General features: G+C 65.4%; 21 protein-coding genes. 8 read left to right on the top strand and 13 right to left on the bottom strand.

What is annotated here, in order from left to right:
- Nucleotides 1–29: 29 nt before the first annotated feature.
- Nucleotides 30–830 carry a type 1 glutamine amidotransferase domain-containing protein gene (locus tag SPI01S_RS14335; RefSeq protein WP_066723935.1) on the bottom strand — a complete coding sequence of 267 codons (801 nt, stop codon included), beginning with the start codon at nt 828–830 and terminating at the stop codon, nt 30–32.
- A gap of 118 nt (nt 831–948) precedes the next feature.
- Between SPI01S_RS14335 and SPI01S_RS14330 the strand changes: the two genes are divergently transcribed.
- On the top strand, nt 949–1845 hold the full coding sequence (locus SPI01S_RS14330) for a LysR family transcriptional regulator (protein ID WP_066723786.1): 897 nt from the start codon (nt 949–951) through the stop codon (nt 1843–1845).
- A 10-nt stretch (nt 1846–1855) separates the two neighbouring features.
- On the opposite strand, the gene SPI01S_RS14325 is transcribed toward SPI01S_RS14330, so the two are convergent.
- The 3 genes from SPI01S_RS14325 to SPI01S_RS14320 form a co-directional block, all read right to left on the bottom strand.
- Nucleotides 1856–2932 carry an MBL fold metallo-hydrolase gene (locus SPI01S_RS14325; RefSeq protein WP_066723783.1) on the bottom strand — a complete coding sequence of 359 codons (1077 nt, stop codon included), beginning with the start codon at nt 2930–2932 and terminating at the stop codon, nt 1856–1858.
- Between the two features lie 209 nt (nt 2933–3141).
- Complete coding sequence (locus SPI01S_RS22910) at nt 3142–3288, bottom strand: hypothetical protein (RefSeq protein ID WP_218017619.1); 147 nt, start codon at nt 3286–3288, stop codon at nt 3142–3144.
- Between the two features lie 251 nt (nt 3289–3539).
- Nucleotides 3540–4349, bottom strand: coding sequence for a hypothetical protein (locus SPI01S_RS14320; RefSeq protein WP_066723780.1), 810 nt, complete (start codon nt 4347–4349; stop codon nt 3540–3542).
- A gap of 255 nt (nt 4350–4604) precedes the next feature.
- Between SPI01S_RS14320 and SPI01S_RS14315 the strand changes: the two genes are divergently transcribed.
- Nucleotides 4605–4898, top strand: a complete 294-nt coding sequence (locus SPI01S_RS14315; RefSeq protein ID WP_218017618.1) for a hypothetical protein — start codon at nt 4605–4607, stop codon at nt 4896–4898.
- A gap of 301 nt (nt 4899–5199) precedes the next feature.
- On the opposite strand, the gene SPI01S_RS14310 is transcribed toward SPI01S_RS14315, so the two are convergent.
- From SPI01S_RS14310 to SPI01S_RS14280, 7 genes are all read right to left on the bottom strand, one after another.
- Entirely contained in the window at nt 5200–6315 is a 1116-nt protein-coding gene (locus SPI01S_RS14310) for a TfuA-like protein (RefSeq protein WP_157084707.1), read from the bottom strand.
- On the bottom strand, nt 6312–7595 hold the full coding sequence (locus tag SPI01S_RS14305) for a YcaO-like family protein (protein WP_066723772.1): 1284 nt from the start codon (nt 7593–7595) through the stop codon (nt 6312–6314). The genes SPI01S_RS14310 and SPI01S_RS14305 overlap by 4 nt, the downstream gene beginning before the upstream one ends.
- A complete protein-coding gene (locus SPI01S_RS14300) occupies nt 7592–8743 on the bottom strand; it encodes an aKG-HExxH-type peptide beta-hydroxylase (protein ID WP_066723769.1) in 1152 nt (383 codons plus the stop codon). The genes SPI01S_RS14305 and SPI01S_RS14300 overlap by 4 nt, the downstream gene beginning before the upstream one ends.
- Nucleotides 8740–9927, bottom strand: a complete 1188-nt coding sequence (locus SPI01S_RS14295) for a radical SAM protein (RefSeq protein ID WP_066723766.1) — start codon at nt 9925–9927, stop codon at nt 8740–8742. Before SPI01S_RS14295 ends, SPI01S_RS14300 begins: the two co-directional genes overlap by 4 nt.
- Complete coding sequence (locus SPI01S_RS14290; RefSeq protein WP_066723763.1) at nt 9924–11084, bottom strand: hypothetical protein; 1161 nt, start codon at nt 11082–11084, stop codon at nt 9924–9926. Before SPI01S_RS14290 ends, SPI01S_RS14295 begins: the two co-directional genes overlap by 4 nt.
- Nucleotides 11074–12006: an aKG-HExxH-type peptide beta-hydroxylase gene (locus SPI01S_RS14285; protein WP_169804519.1), complete on the bottom strand. Its 933-nt coding sequence runs from the start codon at nt 12004–12006 to the stop codon at nt 11074–11076. Before SPI01S_RS14285 ends, SPI01S_RS14290 begins: the two co-directional genes overlap by 11 nt.
- Nucleotides 12007–12150: 144 nt before the next feature.
- Nucleotides 12151–12465: a hypothetical protein gene (locus tag SPI01S_RS14280; protein ID WP_157084706.1), complete on the bottom strand. Its 315-nt coding sequence runs from the start codon at nt 12463–12465 to the stop codon at nt 12151–12153.
- A gap of 117 nt (nt 12466–12582) precedes the next feature.
- Here SPI01S_RS14280 and SPI01S_RS14275 point away from each other — a divergent pair, with 117 nt between their 5' ends.
- Entirely contained in the window at nt 12583–14040 is a 1458-nt protein-coding gene (locus SPI01S_RS14275) for a methyltransferase (RefSeq protein ID WP_066723757.1), read from the top strand.
- Between the two features lie 161 nt (nt 14041–14201).
- Here SPI01S_RS14275 and SPI01S_RS14270 read toward each other — a convergent pair whose 3' ends face one another.
- The gene (locus tag SPI01S_RS14270) at nt 14202–15524 is read right to left on the bottom strand and encodes a sensor histidine kinase (RefSeq protein ID WP_066723755.1); all 1323 of its coding nucleotides are present in this window, start codon (nt 15522–15524) and stop codon (nt 14202–14204) included.
- Entirely contained in the window at nt 15521–16213 is a 693-nt protein-coding gene (locus SPI01S_RS14265; protein WP_066723752.1) for a response regulator transcription factor, read from the bottom strand. Before SPI01S_RS14265 ends, SPI01S_RS14270 begins: the two co-directional genes overlap by 4 nt.
- 88 nt (nt 16214–16301) lie before the next feature.
- Between SPI01S_RS14265 and SPI01S_RS14260 the strand changes: the two genes are divergently transcribed.
- The 5 genes from SPI01S_RS14260 (at nt 16302) to SPI01S_RS14240 (ending at nt 22580) form a co-directional block, all read left to right on the top strand.
- Complete coding sequence (locus SPI01S_RS14260) at nt 16302–16853, top strand: hypothetical protein (RefSeq protein WP_066723750.1); 552 nt, start codon at nt 16302–16304, stop codon at nt 16851–16853.
- A gap of 72 nt (nt 16854–16925) precedes the next feature.
- Nucleotides 16926–19865: a CHAT domain-containing tetratricopeptide repeat protein gene (locus SPI01S_RS14255; protein WP_084253475.1), complete on the top strand. Its 2940-nt coding sequence runs from the start codon at nt 16926–16928 to the stop codon at nt 19863–19865.
- Between the two features lie 188 nt (nt 19866–20053).
- The gene (locus SPI01S_RS14250; protein ID WP_157084705.1) at nt 20054–20905 is read left to right on the top strand and encodes a hypothetical protein; all 852 of its coding nucleotides are present in this window, start codon (nt 20054–20056) and stop codon (nt 20903–20905) included.
- 11 nt (nt 20906–20916) lie between these two features.
- Complete coding sequence (locus tag SPI01S_RS14245; RefSeq protein WP_157084704.1) at nt 20917–21792, top strand: hypothetical protein; 876 nt, start codon at nt 20917–20919, stop codon at nt 21790–21792.
- 176 nt (nt 21793–21968) lie between these two features.
- Entirely contained in the window at nt 21969–22580 is a 612-nt protein-coding gene (locus tag SPI01S_RS14240) for a DUF4852 domain-containing protein (RefSeq protein ID WP_066723741.1), read from the top strand.
- Nucleotides 22581–22716: the final 136 nt, after the last annotated feature.

Below are 22716 nucleotides of genomic sequence, written 5' to 3'. Positions count from 1 at the left end.
GCGAAGCGCTCCACCGGTCATGCGAGTGCTCACGCCGTGGCGCGTGCGCGGTCCAGCGCGTCGATCAGCGCCGTGGCGAGCTGGTGGTCCGAGGACGGGTTCTGGCCGGTGATCAGTTCGCGATCGACGACCACGTTCGGCGCGAAGTTCGTCGCCGTGACCGACACGTCGCCACCCGCCGTCTTCAGCGCGCGCTCCATGTCGAAATAGAGTTCGCCGCCCAGCAGCTGTGCCTCGGCAATCTTCTCCTCCTCGGCCGAGAACACGGTCATGGCATAGCCCGCATAGATCCAGTCCTGGCCCAGCGCGGCGGCCTTCTCGGAGTCGCCGGCGATCAGCGCCGCGCGATAGGCCGATGCCTCCGGCAGGGCGGCAAGGATCGCGACGGGGCCGTGGCAGAGCAGCGCGGTCGGCTTTCCGGCGTCGTGGAAGTGGCGCAGGATGGTGCCGATCGCGGCGTCCTGAATCAGGTCGACTGCCGGTGCGTGGCCGCCGGGGACGAACACGCCGGCGAACCGGTCCAGCCCGCCTTCGATCACCGCGCGCAGGGTCTGCACGGCGTTCATCTGCGGCGCGTCGGCGAAGAAGCGGCGGGCGCGGTCATAGGCCGCCTGGTCCCCGCCGAAATGGTCCACCGTGTCCGATACCGCGTCGAGGATCGGCTTGGTCCCGTTCGGCGTAGCGAGCACGACATCGTAGCCGGCGTCGATCAGCGCCAGCGTGGGCACCACCGTCTCGTTCAGATACTGGCCGATCGTGGCGCTGCCGCCGCCGCGCAGCTCGATCTGCGTCGCATTGGAGCCGAGGATGAGGATGGTTGCCTTGGTCATGATGGAGCCTTTCGTGCGCTGCGCCGCAACCGCTGCGGCAGGTGCAAGATGGCGCGTCACGACATATTTCAGAAGTTTATCTTCTTGATTGTAGATATGCTGTCCGCGATATGACTGTATGCGCTACGACCTGAACCTGCTGCCGATCTTCGTCGCGCTGATGGAAGAGCGCAGCGTAACCCGCGCGGCGGAGCGGATGGGGATGACGCAGCCGGCGCTATCCAACGCGCTCGCCCGGCTGCGGCTGATGCTGCAGGACCAGCTGTTCATCCGCGAGCGCTACGGCATCCAGCCGACGCCGATCGCGCTGGAACTGGCGCCCGCCATTGCCGAAGCGCTGGCTCGGCTCGACGATGCAGTGCTTGGCCAGCAGGAATTCGATCCCGCCACCGCCGAACGCCTGCTGACCATCGCGCCCAACGGCTATGTCGAGTTCGTGCTGGTGCCCGCAGTGGTGGCGCGGCTCCAGCGGGCGGCGCCGGGCATCAAGCTGCGCCTCACCCCCTATGGCAACGATCTGGCGGAGACCGGCGTCGTCTCCGGCACGACGGCGCTGGTGCTCGGCCGGGTCATCGACCCGCCCGACAATCTCGTCGTCCAGCATGTGATGGACGAGGGGCTGGCCTGCGTGGTGCGGGCCGATCATCCCCAGGTGGGGGACAGGATTACCCGCGAGCAGTTCGAGGGCATGAAGCACGTCAACATCGTGCCGCCGGGCCGCATGCGCGCCGGGCTGTTCCAGGCGCTGGCGCAGCAGCAGCTGAAGCGCGACGTGGCGATCTCCGTCACCAACTTCTTCGCCGTGGCGGAGATGGTCGCCGTCACCGATTATTGCGCGACGCTGCCCGCGCTGATCTGTCGCAGGCTGGCGCACGATCCCCGGCTGAAGGTGCTCGAGGCGCCGGTGGACCTGGGCACCTTCCCGGTCGAGATGGCCTGGCACGTCCGCTATCGCCACGACCCTGCGCATCGCTGGCTGCGCACCCTCATCAGCGAGGTCGCAGCCGCGCTTTAGGCCCGCATCCTCAGGCGGCAGCTGTTCCGAACTGGTAGCGCGTACCGACGATGGAGCGCAGCACCCTGTCCGGCATCGCTGCCTGCGCCGCGGCGATGAAGGTCTCGCCCGTGCAATGACCGGGAATGATATAGTCCGGGTCGAGCGCCTGCATCAGACGCACGGTTTCCAGCGCCTGCTCGCGCGTCTGCGGCGGGACGAGATGGAAGCCGCCGACGATCGCATACACCCTGTCGATCCCCGATACGGCCTGGGCACGCCGGACGGTGTTGATGATGCCGCGATGGCTGCAGGAGCCGATCACGACCAGCCCCTTGTCCCGCAGGTGGAAGGCAGTTCCCAGCTCGTGCACGGCATCGTCGACGAGGAAGGCGGCGGCTTGCTTGTCCCCGTCGAGCAGTTGCCGGGAGCATCCTTGCCCCGGCATCATCCCCGTCGGTACGCGCGGATGCTCGGGCGAGGTGAGCGGAATCCTACCTGTCGTGAAGCCGTGGCCGGCGACGATCGCGGGCTCCGCCGAGACGCGCAGATCCACACCCGCGGCGCGGAGGGCGGGACGGTCGACCGCGCCGAATGGAGGACCGTCCGGTTCGATGCCGCGGACGCGGGCGCAAAACGCCTCTTCCCCGCCGACGAACAAGGGAATGCCGCGCCGGACCTTGCCGGTGGCCAGCAGGCCGTCAAGGCCACCGAAATGGTCGTAATGCCCGTGGCTCAGCACCGCCGCGTCGATCGTCGCGGGATCGACGTCGAGTTGGGCCATGTTGTTCAGCAGCGCTTCGGGCGTGTAGCCGAAATCGACCAGCGTCCGCCGAACCGTGCCGCCGACCATCGACCGCGCGAGCAGCGAGTATCCCCATTGGCCGGCAAAGGCGGCGTGGTAGTCGTGGGTGATAGGCGGCGGCACCGAACGAAAGCCTGCGCGGCTGACGGCAGCGCCGAACACGGCAGTCGTGCCGTCTATCAAGATGGTGAGTTCCAGCCCATCGACCGTCGGAACCGCAAGCGTGCCGCTGCCCGGCTTGGCCGCTGCCATCAGGAGGGATGCGGCGCCCGCCTTGAGGACGTTTCTACGATCAATCTGCATCGACGCCTCCGCTCGCAGACGAGCATCGCATGGAAGCCGAGCAGAACCAACCAGACTCTGGCGCGGCCGGACCTGCGCTCGTGCCCGGTGCCTGCGCCACATCCGCTGGTCAGGATATATGGGCAAGTTGCGAAGTTTATCGGCCTTCTGGAGAAGGGTTGCTTGCCGCCGACCCGACGTGCCGGACGCCGGCTTCACCTGACCGCGTGTCAGTCGGCGCGTTCCGCGAGCATGATCCGCTCGTCGAACCACTCGAACACGATCCGCCGTGCCATCGGCAGCACCAGCCCGGACCATTTGCCGCTCGGCTCGCTCGGCACCGCCCAATGGCCCTCATCGCATCCGAGATGCCCCACCTCGGTGCCGACATTTTACCCAGTTCCGCAGACCGTTGCCCAACCGAGCGGGACGTCCGCCACCTGCTTCGACGCGCTGTAGCGCAACGCCCTGATGACGATGCGCCCAGAGACTCGCACATCTCGATCCTCGGATGCGCATTCCGGCAGCAGCCGTTGTCGATCCGCGATCGAGTCCGCGCTGTCTGTCCTCCTGCAATGGGAGGCGGCGGTGCCGTATGCGCGTGCTCCTGCCGTGGGCGGCACCAGACTCAACGGCACCACAGTGCGCCGCTGACCAAATGCGGCTTGGAGCAGTTGCCGGGGGGAACCGGCAACGGCGCCCCGGGACGCCAGAACCCCAGCCGCCGATGCAGGTTCGGCATTTCCGAATCAATGACCGCTAGCGGATTGCCGTCACCATAGCGGGTGGCACTGCGGTAGCGCAGGACTTCAGCATAGCGATTGTCGGGGCCGATGCGGTTCACCGTCATCCAGAAGCCGAATGGCGCGTTCTCGGTAGGTTCGGCCGAGAGAATGGCGCCACGTAGCGGCCCTTCGGCAATGTACCGAACTTCCTGATTGTTGTTGTGGCCGGTACGCCGATCATACGCGACGAAGAACGCGTCCTTGGTGCGATCATAGGCAAGCGCCACCGTGGCGATCCGCTGATCCCCGTTCATGCTCCGGAGGCTGCCAAATTGGAGCAACAGCATGGGCTTCCCGGCGGCGGGATACACAATCCGGGCTTGGTTGAGATAGTGCGCCTCGGAAAACGTGTCGCGCTGGCCCCGCACGACAAGAGCGCCATCCAGCACCGGCGAGCAGGTCCTGCCATGATCTTTGCTGATGCACATGCGGATCTCGCCCGGGGCCGTCGCGTCCGGTTCGCCCATGATCGGATCGACGATGTCCGGCCCTTGGAGCGGCGTGAACATCCAGGGAGAGCGCGTGTTGAAGGCCTTCGCGAGATCGATGGCGCGCGGCGCCGCCGGTCCTTCTGGTGGTGCGGCAACCGCAGCCTGGCTGGCTTGCGCGGCGAGCGCCAGTGTCGCTGCCATCAGCAATTTCCCCGCGATCATCAGAGTCTCCGTCTTGTGTGAGAATGCAGGCAGAACTGCGGTACGCGGCCTCATGTGCTTCGCCTAAGCCATTGTCCCGGCGTGCTCGACCCGAGCCTAGCGGGCGGCAAGGCCTGTCGTCGAGTCTGGCTATACCAGCGCATGCAGGTATAGCGGCGGCCACGATCCGCCTTGGGGAAAATGATGTACCTCCTGCCACTTCTTCTCGCGACAGCCACCGCCCTCGCGAGCGGTACGGTCGGGCAAGCAGGCTCCGTGATCCCGGCCAAGTTCCGGGGTGAGTGGGCCCGCACACTGGGAGACTGTAACCTGCGTGGAGGGGAGAACAGCGCCGGGTTTACGGTCACCGCCAGGACCATCGTCTATTACGAAGATCACGAAGAGGTGAAGCAGGTTCGGATGACCGGACCTAGCAGCCTTGCCTATACGAGCATGTACATCTCCACCGACGGCGAGGAGCCTTCCAAGGGCGTTCTGCGCCTTTCCGCGGACGGAGGTCGAATGCTCGGCTCCGATCGTTCGACGGATCTCGTCCGCTGCGTCAAGTAGCCGATCAGCAATCACCCGTGAGCCGCGGCGGGCACCGTGCCTGAGAGGCGCCGCAGCGTTGGGGTGCCTCAGACCGCTTCTTCACCCGTTGGCTGCAGCGCCCCACCATGTGCTCCGCAGGCGTGGCGCGAGAAGGTTCCCTGCATGCGTTGCGAGAACGAATGGGATTGCCGCCGCTTCAGATAGGATGCCTGAATCGGGGTCAACCTGACCTCGTGCATCGCAGAATGGAGGAAGGGCGATGGCGATGCATCAAAACCAGCGCACGAACTGTGCCTCGATTTCAGGCGCATCCCACCGATCAGCGCCCTGCCCCCGTGCCGCCCGCCTGACGGTACGTTCCTGACGAACGCAGTTGATCCGCCATCATGGCATCGATTTCTTCTCGCATGACAGCTCGCACCCACAGAAGTCGCGCCTCGTCCGCGGCAAAGCGCAGGAGTTGCCCACGATCCAGGTCGTTGCGCTGCATCCATGCGTCGAGCGCGTCTGCGTCGTTCAGCGCCAGCCGCGTTCGAATCGATACAATCGCCTCCGCCAGACTGTTCTCGTCCAGCCTGAAGCTGTGGCGTTGCGCCTGATCGCGTGCCAGGATGCGGGCCAGGGCAAGGTCGCGCGCCACGAGATCCGCGCTCGCGTCGCTGTCCGCGGCCGTGATCCTGGCGGTCCCTTCGAGCGTAGCGGCCCTCCCGTCCCAATCTAGCGCCTCCCGCACTAGATCGTCCCAAAGTGCAGTTCGTTCGAAGAAAAAGGGGCGCGCCACGGGCTCCCCCGCGCCGAGCGCCTGCTTCATCGTGCGCAGCATCGACACCGCATCGTTCCGTTTGACGCTCACGCGGTGCTCTGGCCACCATCGTTCGAAAGCGGCCAGTTCCGCGTCATCGGCCGCCGGCCGAGTTGCCGCCACGAGCTGCGAATAGGTGCGATCGCTGTAGTGCAGCGACTTGGCGGCGCGGACGAGCGCCTCGCCCGCCGCCACTCCCAAAACCTGCGCGTCCACGGCACCCGCGATCGTCGCGCGCATGTCGACCAAGGGTTCGGTGATGTGGCGATAGCCCTGTGCTGCCAGCAAATGACACAGCGCCACTTCGTCGTCATCGACGAGGTCTCCGTCGCGATAGCGCTCGAAGACCGAGCCGACACCTACCATGCCGAAGTTCCACAGTTCGGCGGCCCGCAATGCCCCCATGCTGGCACTGCCATAGACTGGAATACCCGCATCCAGCGCCCACAGGATTTCCTTGTGCCAGACGCTTGGCACGCTTTCGAAATGGCCGTCTACGAGCCCGATGGCCGTCGCACCCCCTCGCACCGCCCTGTAGATGTCACCTTGCACTGCGGGCGGAGCGTAGCGCGCCTCGAGTTCCCGCGCGGCGTCTGTCGCCGGAAGGGTGGGCCCCAGGAAGACGACGATCACGACAGGCACTCCCGAAAGGCAAGCGCCCGGCTGCCCGGTACATATTCGGGATCGTCGTCCGGCCCCTCGAGGCCGGGGATGACCATCCGAACCACCGGGATCCCATAGCGTGTGCTGGTCAGGTCGATCGCGATCGCCTCGTCTATCCCGATGCGCTGAAGGCGTGCGGCGAGATCCGCGACATCCTCATTGAACGTGCGGCGCGAGACATCGACGACCTCGCGGGGAAAAGGCCTGTTGGCGCGATCCGGAGGCGGATGCCCTGTGGCGGCATAGTCTCGCCGGCTGAGATCGTCGCGCGAACCTGCGATGAGCACCAGTCGTGACTGCGCAGCTTCGGTAACGGCACGCAGCAGGGCGATGCGCGGCTCGAAATGACAGCCCAGGCCCGAGAATACCGGCGTTGTCTGCCAGTGGCCGGCCTCGCGGATTTCACAGAGATATGCCGGCACGCCGATATCCGACCCGATATCATGCACGGTCGGCAGGATCCCGGCAGCGCGGCAGCGGTTGATGACGTCGCGGCACGCTGGATCAGCGATGCTATCCAGATCGACCGCGGTGTCCGCCCGATGCGCTGCACCGCCCGCGCTCCACAACGAGGCGGCATCGCGTTCGATGACTTCGAGCATGGCGTGGACCATCGCCTCGAGCAGGTGATTGCCGGAGGCAAGGCCGTTGGAGGTTGCCGTGAAGCATCCACTTCCGGTCGGCGCTTCGCTGAGGGCGCTCGCATGCACCGTCTCGAACGGGAGCCAAACGGGCTGGCGGCCGAGCAGGTCGAAGCCTTCGACCCACAGAAGGGGAAGGTTGGAGTGATAGCGGCCGTTGCGCACCCGCGGCAGCCGCGAAACGTCCACGGTCCGTCTCCCCGAAGCCAGAAGATCGGCCGCGCTGGCCAGCAAAAGCGGCTGCATCACATGTTCGCCGTGATGCAGCTCGATCGATTCCATCACGCCGGAAACCGATGCGTTGACGAGATCGAGTCCCTTGCCCACCGACGTGGACAGCGAGCGCGAGTTGGGCCGGCACACCAGCACCACCGGGAGGCCGATGCGGTCGAGTCCGGTGATGTTGGCGATCCGGGTGATGCCCATCGCGCCGAGATGCGGACGCACAGCCGCCAGGGTTTCCTCGGGCGCCCGCATGCGCTGGGTTCCCGAAGCGAAATGCTTTTCCACCTTTGTCGTCAGCAGGTCGGTCCAGCCGGCCACGTCCCCGCCGCTCAAAGGCTCCGTGCCGCGTTCGAGCTGCTGCAGGTCCTGCTCCAGCCGACTCACAATGCGTCTCGAACCCGGGCGTGCAAGGTGTCGATCGTATCAAGCACCTCGGGGTTGATGTGCTGGGAAAAGGGCCGCACCTGGTCGAGAACATTCCCCTTCAGAAATCCGCGCAGCGCCAACTCCAGCCGTTCCCTCGCGCGCTCCGCCTCGAACGTGCCGAGCGCAAAAGCCTGGGCCCAGAACATGGCAAGTCCATACCAGACGAAGCAGGCCTGCAGGTACGAACGGAGCGGTAGAGGGTTTCCCGTCCATTCGGATCGGGTCCGAAGCTCCGAACCATAGACCTCCTCGTCATTGACCCACGGCTCAAGTCGTTCGCTCATGTACAGCAGCGAGTGGATCGACTCGTGCACCAGCCCCTCGGCCAGCAAGGCGGAATCAACCTTTGCCAGATGCGGATTGCCTATAACCGAACGACCGACATACTGCGCGGACGAGCCGGTAGAGAAGAGCTCGGGCGCCTGCGGATCCCGCTGCAGGACGAGCGACTTGGTGAATGCCTCGACGAAGCCGGCGATCCCCGCGTTGGTGGCGGCCAGACTTTCCCGGACCTCTGAAAGCAGCGAGAGGATATGCCGGGCCTCGGCGGGCGAATAGGGCGATCGCGGCACGTTCACTTCGTCGATCTGGCCCTCGATGTCGATGGCAAGCGCGTGTGGGCTGAAGAAATCGAGCGCCGGCAGTCCGGGCAGCGCCGGCCCCGCCACGAAGTTGCCTTCTGGTCCCAGCCAGCCGTCGCCGACGACAGACCAGAGCGTCTGGGGCGGTGGCGAGAGGGCTTCGTCGGTGACAGCATCGGCGTCCCCGCGCGCCCTTTCGACGGCGAGCGCCGCGCCGAGCGCGTCCGCGACATCGGCCGCCGAATGGCGCGAGGGCCAGAGGAGCTGGTACGTGATCCGCGGCGCGGTGACGAGCCGCAGCCAATTCTGGTCCGGCAGCGTGTCCAGCGCGCTGCGGAGCTCGTCCGCTACCGCCTTGGGAACCTGCGCCAGCGCCACGCCCAGTTGATCGGCGACAAACAGCACATACTCACGCTGGATTTGTGCCCCGCTCGCACCTTGCCAGTCGAGCACCGCCGCCGCCTCATAGATGCGTTTCGCCCCGGCCACGGCGCCGACCGGCAGGTCGAGACAGGGCGCGGTCATGACAAAACGCCTTCTGCGTCCACCGAAAGACTGGCGAGCGCCTCACGTCGCAAATGGGTGTCGTTCGGCGGCACCCCGAGACGACCGCGCAGATGGTCGAACAGCCGGAGTATGTCCGCGCACCATGCAGAGGGATGATCGAAACCGTCGTCGGATGCGTAGCGATGGGGAAGATAGCCACCTGCACACGTGCTGCGCTCGCGGCAATCTCGGCATCCGCTGGGCAGCGGCAACCCTTCGAAGATCGCCTTATAGTGGAATTCGCTATGGTCTTCCAGGTCGGAGAAGTCATGCGTCCGCACGTTCAGGCCTGTTTGTGCCAGTCCGGGGCCGCAGGTTCGCAGCACGTCCAGGCCTTCTATCGCCCCATCGGGCTCGATGAAGACATAGCCGAGCGGATTGTTGCCGATGAAATCGACTTCGCACACTCCCCCTAGAATGGCCCTGACGATTGCGATGAAAGGACCCACCTGAACCGCCTCCTTGCCGCTCCCCCACCACTCCTCGAAAATCGGAATCAGGAAATCGGCGGCAGGCGTCGGACCATGGAGCGCGCGGAGAGCGCCGATCGTGTCATGCGTTTGATCGGGGAAGAGATATTCGATCTGTGCCGGCCCGAGCGACAGCAGGTGACGGTGGGTGGCGATGGGATCACTCGCCAGCGAGATAACGCTCAGCAGTGAAAACTCGACGGCGTTCCTGCGCAGCGCCTCCACGCCGCGCAGCACCCCGTCATAGGATCCTCTCCCCTTGTGATCGACACGCTGCGCATCGTGCACATCGGGCGTGCCGTCGATGCTGATCCCCACGACGACCTTGTGGGCGGCGAACAGTTCGGCCCATTCGTCGTCGATCAGCACGCCGTTCGTCTGGAGCGCAAAACGGACCTCGACGATGTCGTCGAGGGTTCGCAGCTTTCGGCACCAGCGATCGAAGCTGTCGTGACCAACCAGAAGCGGCTCTCCACCGTGAAAGACGATCCGCAGCAGATGCTGACCCGATTTCGCGCAATGCCGCCGGAGCGCGATGATGCTGGCATCAATCACCTCGTCGGAGATCCTGGCCGGCTGGCTGCGCCAGGAGTCGTCGAGCTTGTTGTAGACGTAGCAATAGCTGCAATTGAGATTGCAGCGCGAAGCGATCTTGAACGTGACGCTGAGCGGAGAATGCGCGTTTCGCGTCACTGTTCTTCTCCCGCGAGGTGATCGAACGCCTGGCTGGCCTGGTCCTCGAACTGCCGCAACAGGTCCCGGACGTCCGGGCGAATTTGTTCAGCGAAGGGCTCGAGAGGCATGAAGGCCGTGCGTGTCGCGAAGGGCACGCCGGCGCGCAGAAGTCGCTTGCGAGCAACCTGGGGCTCGAACGTTCCCCGGCTCGCCACTTTTGCCCACAAGCCGAGCAGCCCGAACCATACCAGGAAAGCGTGAACATAGGTGGGAACGTCGAGCCGACTGCCGGTCCAAGGAGAGACGGTGCGGGATACACCGTCGTACAGCGAGGGATCCGTCACCCAGCGCGCCCGCCGGGGCGTCACCCGCGAAAGCATGGCATCGGCCATGTCGAACACGGTGTGCAGGCCTTCGTGGATCATGGCTTCGGCCAGCGCGTCGGTGCCAACGGCCGGATCATCCATATCCCACAGGATCGACCGGCCGACATAGCGCTCGGGCGAGCTGGACTGGAACCCCCGCGACGACGGCGCGTGGCGCAACACGAGTGTCGTGTTCCAGTCCCGCGCGAAATCCGCCAGTTTCGGATCGGTTGCACGTAGAAGCGCCTGTGCTTCCTGCAGACGCGCCACCATCGCCGGAAGCGCCGGCCATGGTTCCGGCGGGCTCCCGGGGGGCTGCGTGGACGGCAGCTTTGTCGCCGGATCCCCGATCACCAGCCGCGGCAGGTCTCCACATCGTGTCGTATGGGGGTCGGGAGACAGGCTGTGGCGGTCGCCCATCGCGCTCCAGACGACATCGTCCAGCTGATGGTCGAGCCCGCACGAAGCGCGCTCGACCTCCACGGCGCGCACGAAGAAGCGGACACTCTCCTCTCGATCCGCTGGTTCCCCGCTGGCCCACAGCAATCGCCGGATGGATTCCGGGGCAAGGAGGATCCGGCAGAGCGCTTCGAGCGGCAGGTCCGAAATCCGGGACTGAAGCCTTTCGCCCGCTTCGTGATCTGCAAGCGTGAGAGCGCCGATCCAGCCCCCCCAGCGTTCCGACACGAACAATATGAAACGGCTGCGCAACGACTCCAGCGTATTTCCGAACGAAAAGTCGAGCACCTCGGGCAGCCAGGTTTCCACTGCGGCTTCGAAGTCGATCGGAGATGCCGTTTCAGTCGACATAGGCCACCACGCGCGCGGTGGTCGTGTCGAGCAGATCGCGGCCCAGGTCGGTCAATGCCGAGCGCGCGCGGTGGAGCGTGGCGTAGGCATCGTCGCGAAGCGCGCGGGTTTGCGTCTGGAGTTGCCGCTGTTTCTCTCCCGCACCGAGCGCAAGGAACCAGTCCTGATAGAATGCGGTCATGAACGCGCATGCATGAAACGCCAGGAAGATGCCGCGCAGCGGCCGCAAATCCTGCCGTAGCGGAGATGCATAGCTGGCATGGTGCGACGGATCGACGAGGGGACCCTCGGCCTCGGCGATGACCAGCCAGTGATGCGCCGATTCATGCACGAGCGTCTCGAGTATCTGTTCGTGCGGCCCCTCGAGATCGCTGAACACAAGACCGGGTAAAGAAGCACAGGAGCCGGACCGGAAACGATGCGCGCCGTTGCTGTAAAGCGGCACCACGACCTTGGTCGATTGGCGCACCCAATCCGCGCAGGCGGGCAGATGCCGGCTAAGGCGGGCGCCGGCCTCCATGAACGACACGAGTCCCCGGCGGAGCCGCTGCTCGTCCTCCGCATTCAGTGGCTGGCGGTGGGGCCAGCCCCATTCGGGCGTGTCCACCATGCCCTCGTCGAGCGGCAGGCCGACGCTGTCACACCAGGGGTCCAGCGCAACCAAGTGTTCGATCTCTTCAGGCTGCGCGCATATCTGCTCCGCCAGGCTGCAAAGCGCGTAGCGGCCAGGTTCGAGCGAAGCGCCGCCTCCCGAGCCCCAGATCCATTCCGGAGCCTCCAGCGTCACTTCGCCGAGATCGTCTCCCACATTTGCCGCTGCCCACACGGCGAGCCTAAGGTCGCGGCCGATCGTGGGGCGCGCCATCACCGCGCATGCCACCGGGTGGTAAAGCCAGGACGCCTCCGCTGCCGCTGCCGCCATCAGGCAGTCGCGGACCGACGGAGACAGACCCAGGGAACGATCCGGAGCCCAGTTCCCGATGTGCGAAGCGCTCAGAGCATACCAATGCCGAGGTGAGGTCCGCCAGGACCAGGGATTGCCTGTCGCGCACATGAAGTGAGCGTTTTACTTTGAGGGCTTCATATCGCGCAATTTCGACAGTCGGTCGGCGAAGCGCGAAAATGCCGCATCGTCGAGAGACTCGACGTTCCGGAGCAGTGCGCGATCAAGATCTACCACCGGATTGATGCGGTCCTTGAGCGCGTCGGTAGTCTTCGATCGACTGAAGAAAAATCCTTTTGACCGCGAATGGGCCATCAGCTCGTCGCCGGCCACGCCCGTGGCGGCGCGAGCAATTTCACTCTCGATCGCCCGCTTCATCGCTTCTTCAACACGCGAACGCGCATCCGGATTCAACTTAGAGAGTTCACCTTCTTCCATAGAAGCCTCCTCTTTCGTCGCCAATTATTTAGCGACTCGCATAATACATGAGATGGCAATTAAATCTACCGTTATGTATTTTGAACCTCCGAGAGGATTATTGCATAGGGGCATCCCATGGAAAACTTCACACTGGTCAGAAAATTGTTTCGGGGAAGCAACTTTCTCGATCCGTCGAAAAGCGACAGCCTGCCGAAGAACTGGCGCAAGCTCGTCGACCGTGAGGACTTTGCGCCAATTCTCTACTATCTGGACGACCGATCGCGCGCGGATCTCCTGTTCACCCTGTTCTTCCTCGGCATGGTTTGTCGGGCAGATGTCGCCCGGGAAGTGTTTGGCGCCGAGACTGTCTCCGCCTTGAAGGAGACGGGGTTCGTGGAGGAATCCGGCACGGATTTGCTACCCGTGGTCATGGTTCAAGCCTATGGCGATCTGCTCGTCGCCTCCGATCCCCGGGGACGCCGGAACGAGAGCGACTATGTCATGGGCCTCAGCGGCCCGACCCGCGCGCTTGCGGATCTGACGATCCGGAAACCGGCCTCGCTGGCGGTTGATATCGGCTGCGGCAGCGGGCTGCACGCCTTGCTGGCATCGCGGCATAGCGCGCGCGTGCTTGCCTGCGACGTGAATCCGAGAGCGCTCGATTTCACGCGCCTGAACGCGCAGCTGAACGGCATCACCAATATCGACATGGTCGAAGCCGACCTCTTCGATTTCGCCCTCGATGGCGCGGCGGAGATGGTGGTTTGCAATCCGCCCTATGTGATCTCGCCCGATCATTCGCACCCGTATCGGGACAGCGGCCGGGAAGAGGATGGTGTCTGCGCCCACCTGGCCGGACTGCTGCCCAGACTTTTGCGCCCGGACGGCACAGCACAGTATCTGGCCAATTGGGCGGTTCACGAAAAGGACGCCTGGCCGCAGCGCCTCGAGCAATGGTTCGCCGGAAGCGGATGCCATGTCTCGGTCCTGCACGAAGTGACCGAAGCGCCTGCCGATTACACGATCAAATGGCTCCGTCAGAGCGATCCTGAAGCGCTCGCCGCGGACAAGCCCGCCTTTGCTCGCTGGATGGATTATTTCGATCGGCGGGGGATTTGCGGTATCGCCTACGGCCTCGTCACGATCCAGCGCACCGAAGGCGCCGCGAGCTTCGCGATCGACGCGGCGCCAGATACCTATGTTATGCCGTGCGGAGACGCGCTGGCGGCCTTCCTCGCGAGAAAACGTCAGCTGCGGGCGCTCGACGGCGACCTTCTGGACCTGCGGCTGCGCCGCGCATCGAACTTGCGGCTGGCCCAGTCCGGGCATTTCCACAACGGTCCGTGGATCGGTGGTGAGGTTCGCGCGAGCTTAGCCGACGGACTGTGCTGGAGCGAGTATCTCGATCCGGCATCTGCGCGGCTGTTTGAACGCGTCGACGGCCAAAAGACCCTAGGCGCCGTGATCGGCGACATGCTCGAGGAAGCAGACCCGCCGCTGATTCCCGCGCTTTTCCGCACTGTCGTGACCGCAATCGAAAAGGGATTTCTGACGATGGATGGCTTGCGCGACGGCGAGGATGGAATCGCGTGATCACCAAGATCGTCGCCGGAGCAGTTTGCGCCATAATGGCGCCGCGTGGGGGAACGCTCCCGTTTGAACCGGTTTGCGATACCAGCGCGAAGCCGCCCCAAGGGTTCAAGACAGGATATTGAATTCCCGCCGCAGCCTGCGCACAGCACCGGGCGGCTGCTTCACAACGCCATCTCGGCGCCATCGCTTGCGGCATGGGAAAGCGGGAGCTGCAGCGCCACCATCGATCCGCTGCGCCCTTTGCGGTCGGAGAGCATGAGGGTCCCGCCTAGCAATGCCATGATGCGCTGGGCCTGCGCGAGGCCAAGCCCGGAGCCCGGCACATGTGCAGCAGCCGGTCCCCGGATCAGATATCCCGGCTCCGGCGGGAAGGCGGATAAGCCAGGCCCTTCATCCTCGATCGTGATCGTCGCGCTGCCCCGCTGAAGCGCGCAGCGAACGGTGACCGTGCCGGGGGACGCCGTGAACTTGATCGCGTTATCGAGCATGTTGACGAACGCCGTACGGAGGAGGTCCGGCTCGCTGTCGATCGAGACCTCTGCAAGCTCGAGATCGATCCGAACGCCGCGCTCGGCCGCGAAACCCGCAAAGACAGACACGGCGCTGGCAAGCAGCCCATCCAGCGCGATCGGTACGCGCACCACATCGGTGGATTTGGTGCTCACCCACAAAATGGCGTTCACCAGGCTGTTCATCTCGAGCATCTGTTCCCGGCAGGCATCGATCCGTTCCGCGCTGGGGGTGCCTTGCAGCATCTGTGCCGCCATCGCGACGGGGCGCTTCAGTTCATGCGCAATTTGCTCGGCAGTGACATATTGGCGCGCGATCAGCGCGGCCAGCTTCTCCATCGCCAGACCGATCTTGTCCGCGAGCCGACCGACAAGGTCGTTCCCCAAGGCGGGTGGACGCGCCTTCAGCTCGCCACCCGTGAAAGAATCGAGCGCGGCTTCAATACCCTCTATTCGACGGCGCATCGCCGACATGCGCACCAGCGCAGCGCCCGCGACGATGAGCGGCACCAGAACCACCAGCGCGCCCAGACCCAGCAGGATGCGAGACCTTGCGGATGTGATGGGCAGCGTAGGGCGCGCAATCAGCAGGGGAAAATGATCGTCTAACCGCGTCGTGCAGGCAATGAGCGTGCCCGCTTCGCCACATCCCGCCGCATCAAGGCTGATCCTGGGCCACGACGGCAGCGTGCCCGCCAACGCGGCGCCGGTTTCCGGATCGAGCAGAATGTATCGAGGACCATAACCGTTTCCGGATGGAGCCTGGTCGTCCAGGACTGCGATGGCAGCCACCGCCGGCTGCAGCCGATCCGCCGCGCGTACGGCACGAATATCGGCCTGCAGTTCGGCGCGCATTTGCGTCCGGAGGTCGGCGGCCAGCGCGACGTATAACGACAGCAACAGTCCGCCCGCCAGCGCGAGCAACGCGAGAATGACCGCGACCGGAACATGGGAGAAGCGCGCTCGCACCGTCATTCGGAACCGAGCATCAGCGTGTAGCCCTTGCCCCGAACGGTCACGATCGCGTCCTTGGGCAAATAGGCGGCCACCTCACGTCGGAGCGTTGAAATGGCGGCATCCAGCACCGAAGGCTGCAACGCCAGATTCTCCCATTTCGACCAGCATCGCTTCCAGAGCTGCTCGCGCGACACGGATTGCCGGGGCGTCTCTGCCAAGCAGAGAAGCAGGCGGAAGGATTGGTCGGTCAGCGGAGAGATTTTGCGATCCAGCCAATAGGCGACCCGAAACTCCGGACTAAGCTTCAGCGCCTCAACGCGGACAGCACCATAATCGGCAACCCGCGAGCGCCGCTCCAGTGCGCGGATCCGGCCGAGCAATTCTTCAGGATCGAACGGCTTTGCCAGATAATCGTCCGCTGCAACCGCAAAGGACTCGGCGGCGCTGTGCTGCTCCGGGAACTGGGTCAGCATCATGATGGGGGTCGAGATATTACGAGCGCGCAGCGCGCGGACGAAATCCCGTCCGTTCGCCTCAGACGTCGCGAGGTGGACATCGCTGATGATTACGTCCGCACGCAGCGCGCGGGGGTCGGCAAGCATCGCCTCCGGCGTCCCATGCCATATCAGCTGAAATCCCGCACGCGAGATCACCGCACCGACCTCTTCCGCCCAAAAGCCTTCATCTTCGAGGAGCGCGACCAGCATCGAAAATTCTCGCCCAATCGTTTCGGAGCGATTACGATATAGCGGCATCGATGAAGGTTCGCATCTAACGATGTTTCTTAGGTTCGTCATGGCAGCTACCCTGATCGGCAGCCCGGTTGCCCAGGAAGATCCGATTTCCAGCCTCGTGCGCAGCGACAGGTTGCGCGCGCGGGCACTTGCTCATCACGATGGGCGACTGGCGGTAGAATCGCTCGAACTTGCGGCAAGCGTAAACGGCCGTGTCTTCGCGCCCGGCGGAAAACTCGCGGACATCGGCTATGCGAAGCGCCATGCCGAAGCCGTTGCGCTCGCTGGACAGGATGCAGCGCTGCGCGCGCGTATCCAGCAACTGCCGGATGTCGAGCGCGGGGCCGCGGCCGGTCCGCTCCGGCTCGCGTCGAGCAGGCCCTATTGGCAGCAACCCTTGACCTTCAAGGGGGGCGAACTGGCCGCAGTCTATGTCAAAGCTTCGTCCGCATCGCCGATCACGCTGAAGGTGGAGGCCGAGGGCCGGACGCAATGTACCGCACGACGCGCCAGCGGGCGGGCGCTGTGCCGGTGGAGGCCCCGGGCTACGGGCGAGGCAATCATCACGATTTCAGGGGCACGCGGAATGTCGTTCGAGCTGTTCACGAACTGAACACGAACGGGAAGAATCGAACGGAAGGCATCAACGGGTCGGCGCAAGACTCATCTTCGGGGGGCGGAGGAAATGCAGAAGCAGGGCATATCGAGGGGCATCGGCCGCAGCGGCCGCAAGCGACTATGCTGTGCGGTGGTGGTGGGCATGCAGGTCGCGGCACTGCCTGCCGCAGCGCAGACCGCACAGCCTGCCGCCGGCACGTCCGCGGCAACGGCTCCCGCCCAGCCCGCACCGCCCCCTTCCCGCTGGCAAAAGCAAATTGACGACGCGCTATATGCCTCTGTGGCGGCCATCGAGGCGGACAACCCACGCGAGGCCGAGCGCCTGTCGCTGCTGGCGCTGCGCCTGACGCGCAAGGCGCACAACATCGTCGATGAGGCGAATGCCGTCAGCAACCTTGCGGGCGCGCAGAAGCGCCTTGGCAGGATGGCCGAAGCGGAAGCCAATTATCGACGCAGCAACGAACTCTCCCTCGTCATCTATGGGGCCGATGCACCGGACACGGCCGTAGGCTACGACAATCTGGGGATTTTTCTCGACGAGAACGGTCGTCATTCGGAGGCGGAAACCCTGCATCGCCGCGCCATTGCGATCGGCGAGAGGACGCTGGGAGCGGAAGACCCCTATCTGCTCCGCTGGTATACCAGCCTGGCGATGAACCTGGGCTATCAGGGCCGCTACGCCGAGGGTCTGGCGATCCAGCAGAAGGTGCTCGACATCCGCCGTCGGATCAGTCCGGGCTCGCGCGATGTGAGCCGCAGCCTCTATTACACGGGGACGATCCTGGAAGCACTTGGACGCGACGAGGAAGCGCTGCCGATGATGCGGGAGGCGCTGGCGATCGTGGAAAAGACGATGCCGCCGGAATCGCCCGCCATCGGCGCCGCGATGCAGAACCTCGCGGACAGCCTGCTCCGGGCATCCCGCGCATCGGAAGCCATCCCGCTTCTTCAGGAAAGCGCCCGGATCCTGGGCAAGGCCAGCCTGCCTGTCGGCGAGGCGCACAGCCAGGCGCTGCTGGGCAAGGCGTTGGCCGATAGCGGCCGCTACGGGGAAAGCATCGAGGTGCTTCGCCCGGCCATCGCAAAGCTGCGCCAGATCTCGGGAAACGACTATCGGAAGGCGGCCGAGCACGAGTTCTGGCTGGCCAACGCGCTTCTGCGTACCGGCAACAAGGACGAGGGAAGCAGGTTGCTGCTGCAATCGCTGGACCATGACCGGCACTTGCTCGGTCCGCAGCACCCCGATTTCGCGCTGTCGCTGGCCCGAACCGGGGACATTCTCACGGAGCAGGGTGATGCCCAGGCCGCACTGCCGCTGCTGGAGGAGGCGGTCAAGCTGGCCGATGCGACCCTGCCCAGCGACCATACGATCCGCATCCGCGCTGCGGCAGCGCTAGGTCGCGCGCTGTACGCGACCAACGCCGGCGATCCGGCCCGCGCCGATGCGCTCATCGAGGCGGCGATGTCGGGTGCCGACCAGCGGCTGGCGCGGCGATCCGGTCTCGACCCGGATGCACGGCGCGATCGCCACAATCTTTCGGCGCCGTTCGACGTTCATATCGATGCGGACTGGAACAAGGCCGCGCAGAACAAGGCCCGCGTGGCGGATGCCCGCGACGACGCATTCCAGGTCGCGCAACGCGCCGAAGCCAGCGTCGTCGGCGGCGTGGTCGCAGCGAACCCCGCCTATCGCACGGCGCTGAAGGAACGCGATGCGCGAGCGATCGCGCGGGACGCGGCGCTGCGACGAGACTTGGTGACAGCGACGCGAAACGATGCGGAGCATGCCGCCGCCCGGGAACGACGCGTCGCAGCGGAACGCGCGTTGCAGGAAGCAGAAGCCGCGCTCGCCCGCATGGGCGCGGCGGACACGGCGCTCGATCGCCTCAAACCGGTATCGATCGCCAGCGTGCAGGCATCGCTCGCGCCTGACGAGGCACTGCTGCATGCCTATACCGTCGACGAGGCGAGCTACCTCTGGCTGATCACGCGAGACGAGGTGCTTTGGCATCGCGAAACCTCCTTGGGACGGAAGCCGCTGACCGCGCTCGTCCAGTCGCTGCGCCCGGGCACGGTCGCGGATGGCCGCTCGCAAGTAGGCGCCGTTCCGGATCGCCCGTTCGATCGCAACCAGGCGACAGCGCTGTATCAGAAGCTGCTGCTACCGTTCGAGCCCGCACTGGGAACTCGCAAGCGCTTGCTGATATCCGGTTCGGGGCCCCTGGCGTCGCTGCCGCTTAGTTTGCTGATCGACCGGCAGGGAAGCTGGGTCGCCGATCGCTTCGCCATTGCCAATATCGCCACGCCGACGATGCTGGCGCCGCGCGGCTGCGGGACGGGAGGTGCCCTGCCCTGCCCGCCCGAACAGCGGCTCGATCTGCTTGCGTTCGTCGCGGCGAACCCAGCGCTCGGATCGAAGCCGGGAAGCTGGCGCGCCGAGTTGCCTGCGCTGACCGCAGCCGAGGCGGATGCCGCCCGCCAGCGCTTCGGCACCCGGGCACGCGTCGTGGCGGATGCGCGAGAGGCCCAAGTGCAGAACGACCCCGATCTGGGGCGCGCACGCTTCGTGCTGGTCGCTGCGCACGGCTTGACCAGGGGGCCGGATGGCGATCCCGGCATTGCGCTCGCAGGCCCCGCCGGCATGGAGCAGGAGGACGGGTTTCTTTCTGCCCCCGAAGCGGCGATGCTGAACCTGTCCGCAGACATGGTGATCCTGTCCGCCTGCGACACCGGTGCCGGCGACGGCTCGGTCGACGGCGAAGCCTTTTCCGGGCTCGCGCGCAGCTTCCTCGTCGCGGGCGCACATTCGGTCGTGGCAAGCCAGTGGCGGGTGAGCGATGCGGCAACGGCGCGGCTGATCGCCGAATTGCTCAACCAGCTCGCCAACGGCGTTCCCGCCACGGAGGCGCTGCAGGTTGCGATGCGGGCGGTGCGCACCGCCCCGGGCGGAAAGTGGGCCGATCCGCGCTATTGGGCGGGCTTCGTCCTGCTGGGAAGCGGCCGATAAAATTCCGCACCAGCAACTGCCGGACAGTTTCCATTAACCAACCTGAGTTCTGGCTTAAGGATCCGGAATTCGCTTGCCGTGAATCGTAGAACGACGGCAATCTTTCCCCATCGAAACGAACCGGTGGAATGGGCGCGGGAAGCTTTGCTTTCCACGTTGAACCCATGCGCCACCTGTGGAGGGCAGAGATGCGGGGAACAATATTGGGATTTGACGGCTCGATCGGCGCCATACTTGGCGAAGACGGCAAGCGGTACAGTTTCATCTTGGGCGAATGGCGCGGACCGACGGCGCCGGCACCCCGCGACGCGGTCGATTTCGTCGATAACGGGAGCGAAGCCGAGCAGATCTACCCGTTCAAGGGGGCAGACATCGGCAGCGCGATCGGCAACGCCGTCCAGTCGCGGCTCTCTGCCGCGGAGCAGGCACTCAGCCAGGGCGACGCGAGCCAGCTGCTGCCGCGGCTGAAAGCGGCGCTGGCGATCCGACCGCAAGTCATTCTCGCGATGCTGATCCTGATTGCCACCTTCGGCCTTACCTGGCTGTCGGTCGGCGGCGCCGATCTATCGCTCGGCGGCTTTGTCGACATGGCCGGGAAGGTTCGGGCGCCGCTCGCCGAATCGGTGGCGATGATGCGCCAGTTCTCGGCCAGCGCGGGGGCGGCATCCTATGGCGGACAGGCACTGGCGGAATCGCAGGCCGCGCTACGCACCGCGTCGCTGGCCCTCACCATCATCGATTTCCTGTGGGTGCTCTACCTCATCCCCGCCGGCGCCGCATTGCTGCTGGTACTGGAGTATCGGCAGAAGCGGATGCGGATCGTGGAGCTCGTCACCGGCGCGCTCGCCGCGGTCAGCCTTGGCGCGACCTGGGCGGGGCGCGAGCTGCTGGCGAAGGCGCTGTCGAACGAGTTCGGCTCTGCCGAGGCAGCCGTTCGCAGCGCGGTGTCGCTGGGTTGGGGCGACTGGATCATCGGCCTGGCGGGCGTCGGCCTGATCCTCACTGCGCTTGGCCTCCTGCGCAGGACGCCGGGGCTGTGAGGGCGCGGTGGATGCTCCCCGCCGCCTGCGTATCGGGGCTGGCCCTTGCCCTGGTCTCCGGGTGCAACGGCGGAACCGGCGAGAACGCGGCGGCCAAGCAGGCGAGTTGCCCGGCACCGGGCGGAGGCGCAGGGGCCGACGACGTGACCGGCATCCGGCTGGGGATGAACCTGGCCACGGCAAAAACGCTGCTGAGCTGCCGCAACGGCGCCTTTCACTTTTACGAAGGTCATGCCGGCTTCCGGCTGCCTGCATTGCCCGACGGCAAGCCGTCCCTGACCATGCTCACGGCCAAGCGCGGCAAGATCGCGGGGTGCGACCCGGCGGACCCGAGCACCTTGAAGGCATGCACGGCGGAGAAACCCAGCTTCGAGCAGGTCGATGAGGAAGTGCGGCTGTACCTCGCCGGCCTGCCAGGCAAGGAAAGAGTGATCGCTGTCATGCGGGAGGAGCAATTCCCCGCCGACGCTCAACGCGACATCGCCGTCGTCGAGCGCGACCTCGTGGCGAAATATGGCCAGCAGCCCGACAGGAACCTCGATTTCAGCCCGCACTATAGCTGGATCTTCGACAGTCGCGGCCAAAGGATAAGCGCGCAGAACCCTGATTTCGCCCCGTGCCGCGACACCGCCGGCTTCGGGAACGATGCACCATTGCGGTTGCGGGAAGGTTGCCGGCGAACGGTCAACGCGTGGATGATCCAGGAGATTTCCACCGTTGCGAGACAGCAAGGCGTGGCCGCCGGGGTCGGCGTCGCGCTGGTGGACCATGACGCGGCGCTGCGCGCCATCAAGGACGCCGAGGCCCAGATCAGTGCCCTGGCCGAGACACAACAACGCCAGGAGCAGCAGCGCGCCGCCGCGCAAGCCGGGAAGACGACGCTATGAACCGCACCGCCCTCACCTTGCTGGCGCTGGGATCCGCATGGACGCTTTCGGGATGCGACTATTTCGCCCCGGCCGCGCCAGGTTCTGCCGACAATAGCGGATCGCCGGCGGTCACTCCGCCGCCACCGCCCCCTCCCCCGTCCGCGGATTCATCCGGCGCATCAAATGGTACGGAAGTGGTCGCTCCTGATGCACCGGCTCCCACCGCGCCGCTGCGGCCGAACGGGACGACGCTGGACAATCCCGACGACCAGAATGTCGCGCTGCTTTATTATTCGTTCGCGCCGCCGGCACCGCTGCAGGAATGGATCGACGACGATGTCCGTCGCAGCGGCGCCAACGAGTTCCAGCGCGGCACCGTCCGCCAGAAGCTCGAGGCGCAGTTCCGCCGGCTGAGCGACGAGGCAGCCGCCGTCGGCCGGGTCGTGCTGCACGTCCAGGCCAATCTCAGCGAATATGATGCGCAGGCCGGCAAATATTATATCGACCTGTTCAGCAACGGCACCACGATGAGCTGGAATTATCGCGGCAAGCAGTTCCAGATCGACTTCGTCAATGCCGAGGATGCGCATGGCTGGTCGCTGGCCCCAGATGCCGCGGCGAAGGTGCTGGAGCGCAACAGCGGAAACCGATCGATCGTCGTCACCGCAACGGTGGATCTGGTGGGCCATCATGCCCGCGCGGACGGCGGTGTACTGGAAGGCCGGGTGCTCAGCTACGTCGTCGACGGCCGCTGGCAGGATGCGCGGCTTGGCTCCGTATCCGTCGTCGGCACCGCGAAGCCGTGACGGCCCCTCGCGCCCTGCGGCAACATCTGGTTTCTTCGCCTGGCAAGGATTCGTGCACAATAGCTGCCCCTGTCCCGCGCTGCGCGAGCGATGGGAACGACGCTGGCGGTGCCACCGATGCGGCAACATCTTCAGC

It is taken from the genome of Sphingomonas pituitosa NBRC 102491, from assembly GCF_001598435.1.
GTDB classification, from domain to species: domain Bacteria; phylum Pseudomonadota; class Alphaproteobacteria; order Sphingomonadales; family Sphingomonadaceae; genus Sphingomonas; species Sphingomonas pituitosa.
Note: the sequence above shows the minus strand (reverse complement) of the source record. Positions and strands in the feature narration are given on the sequence as shown.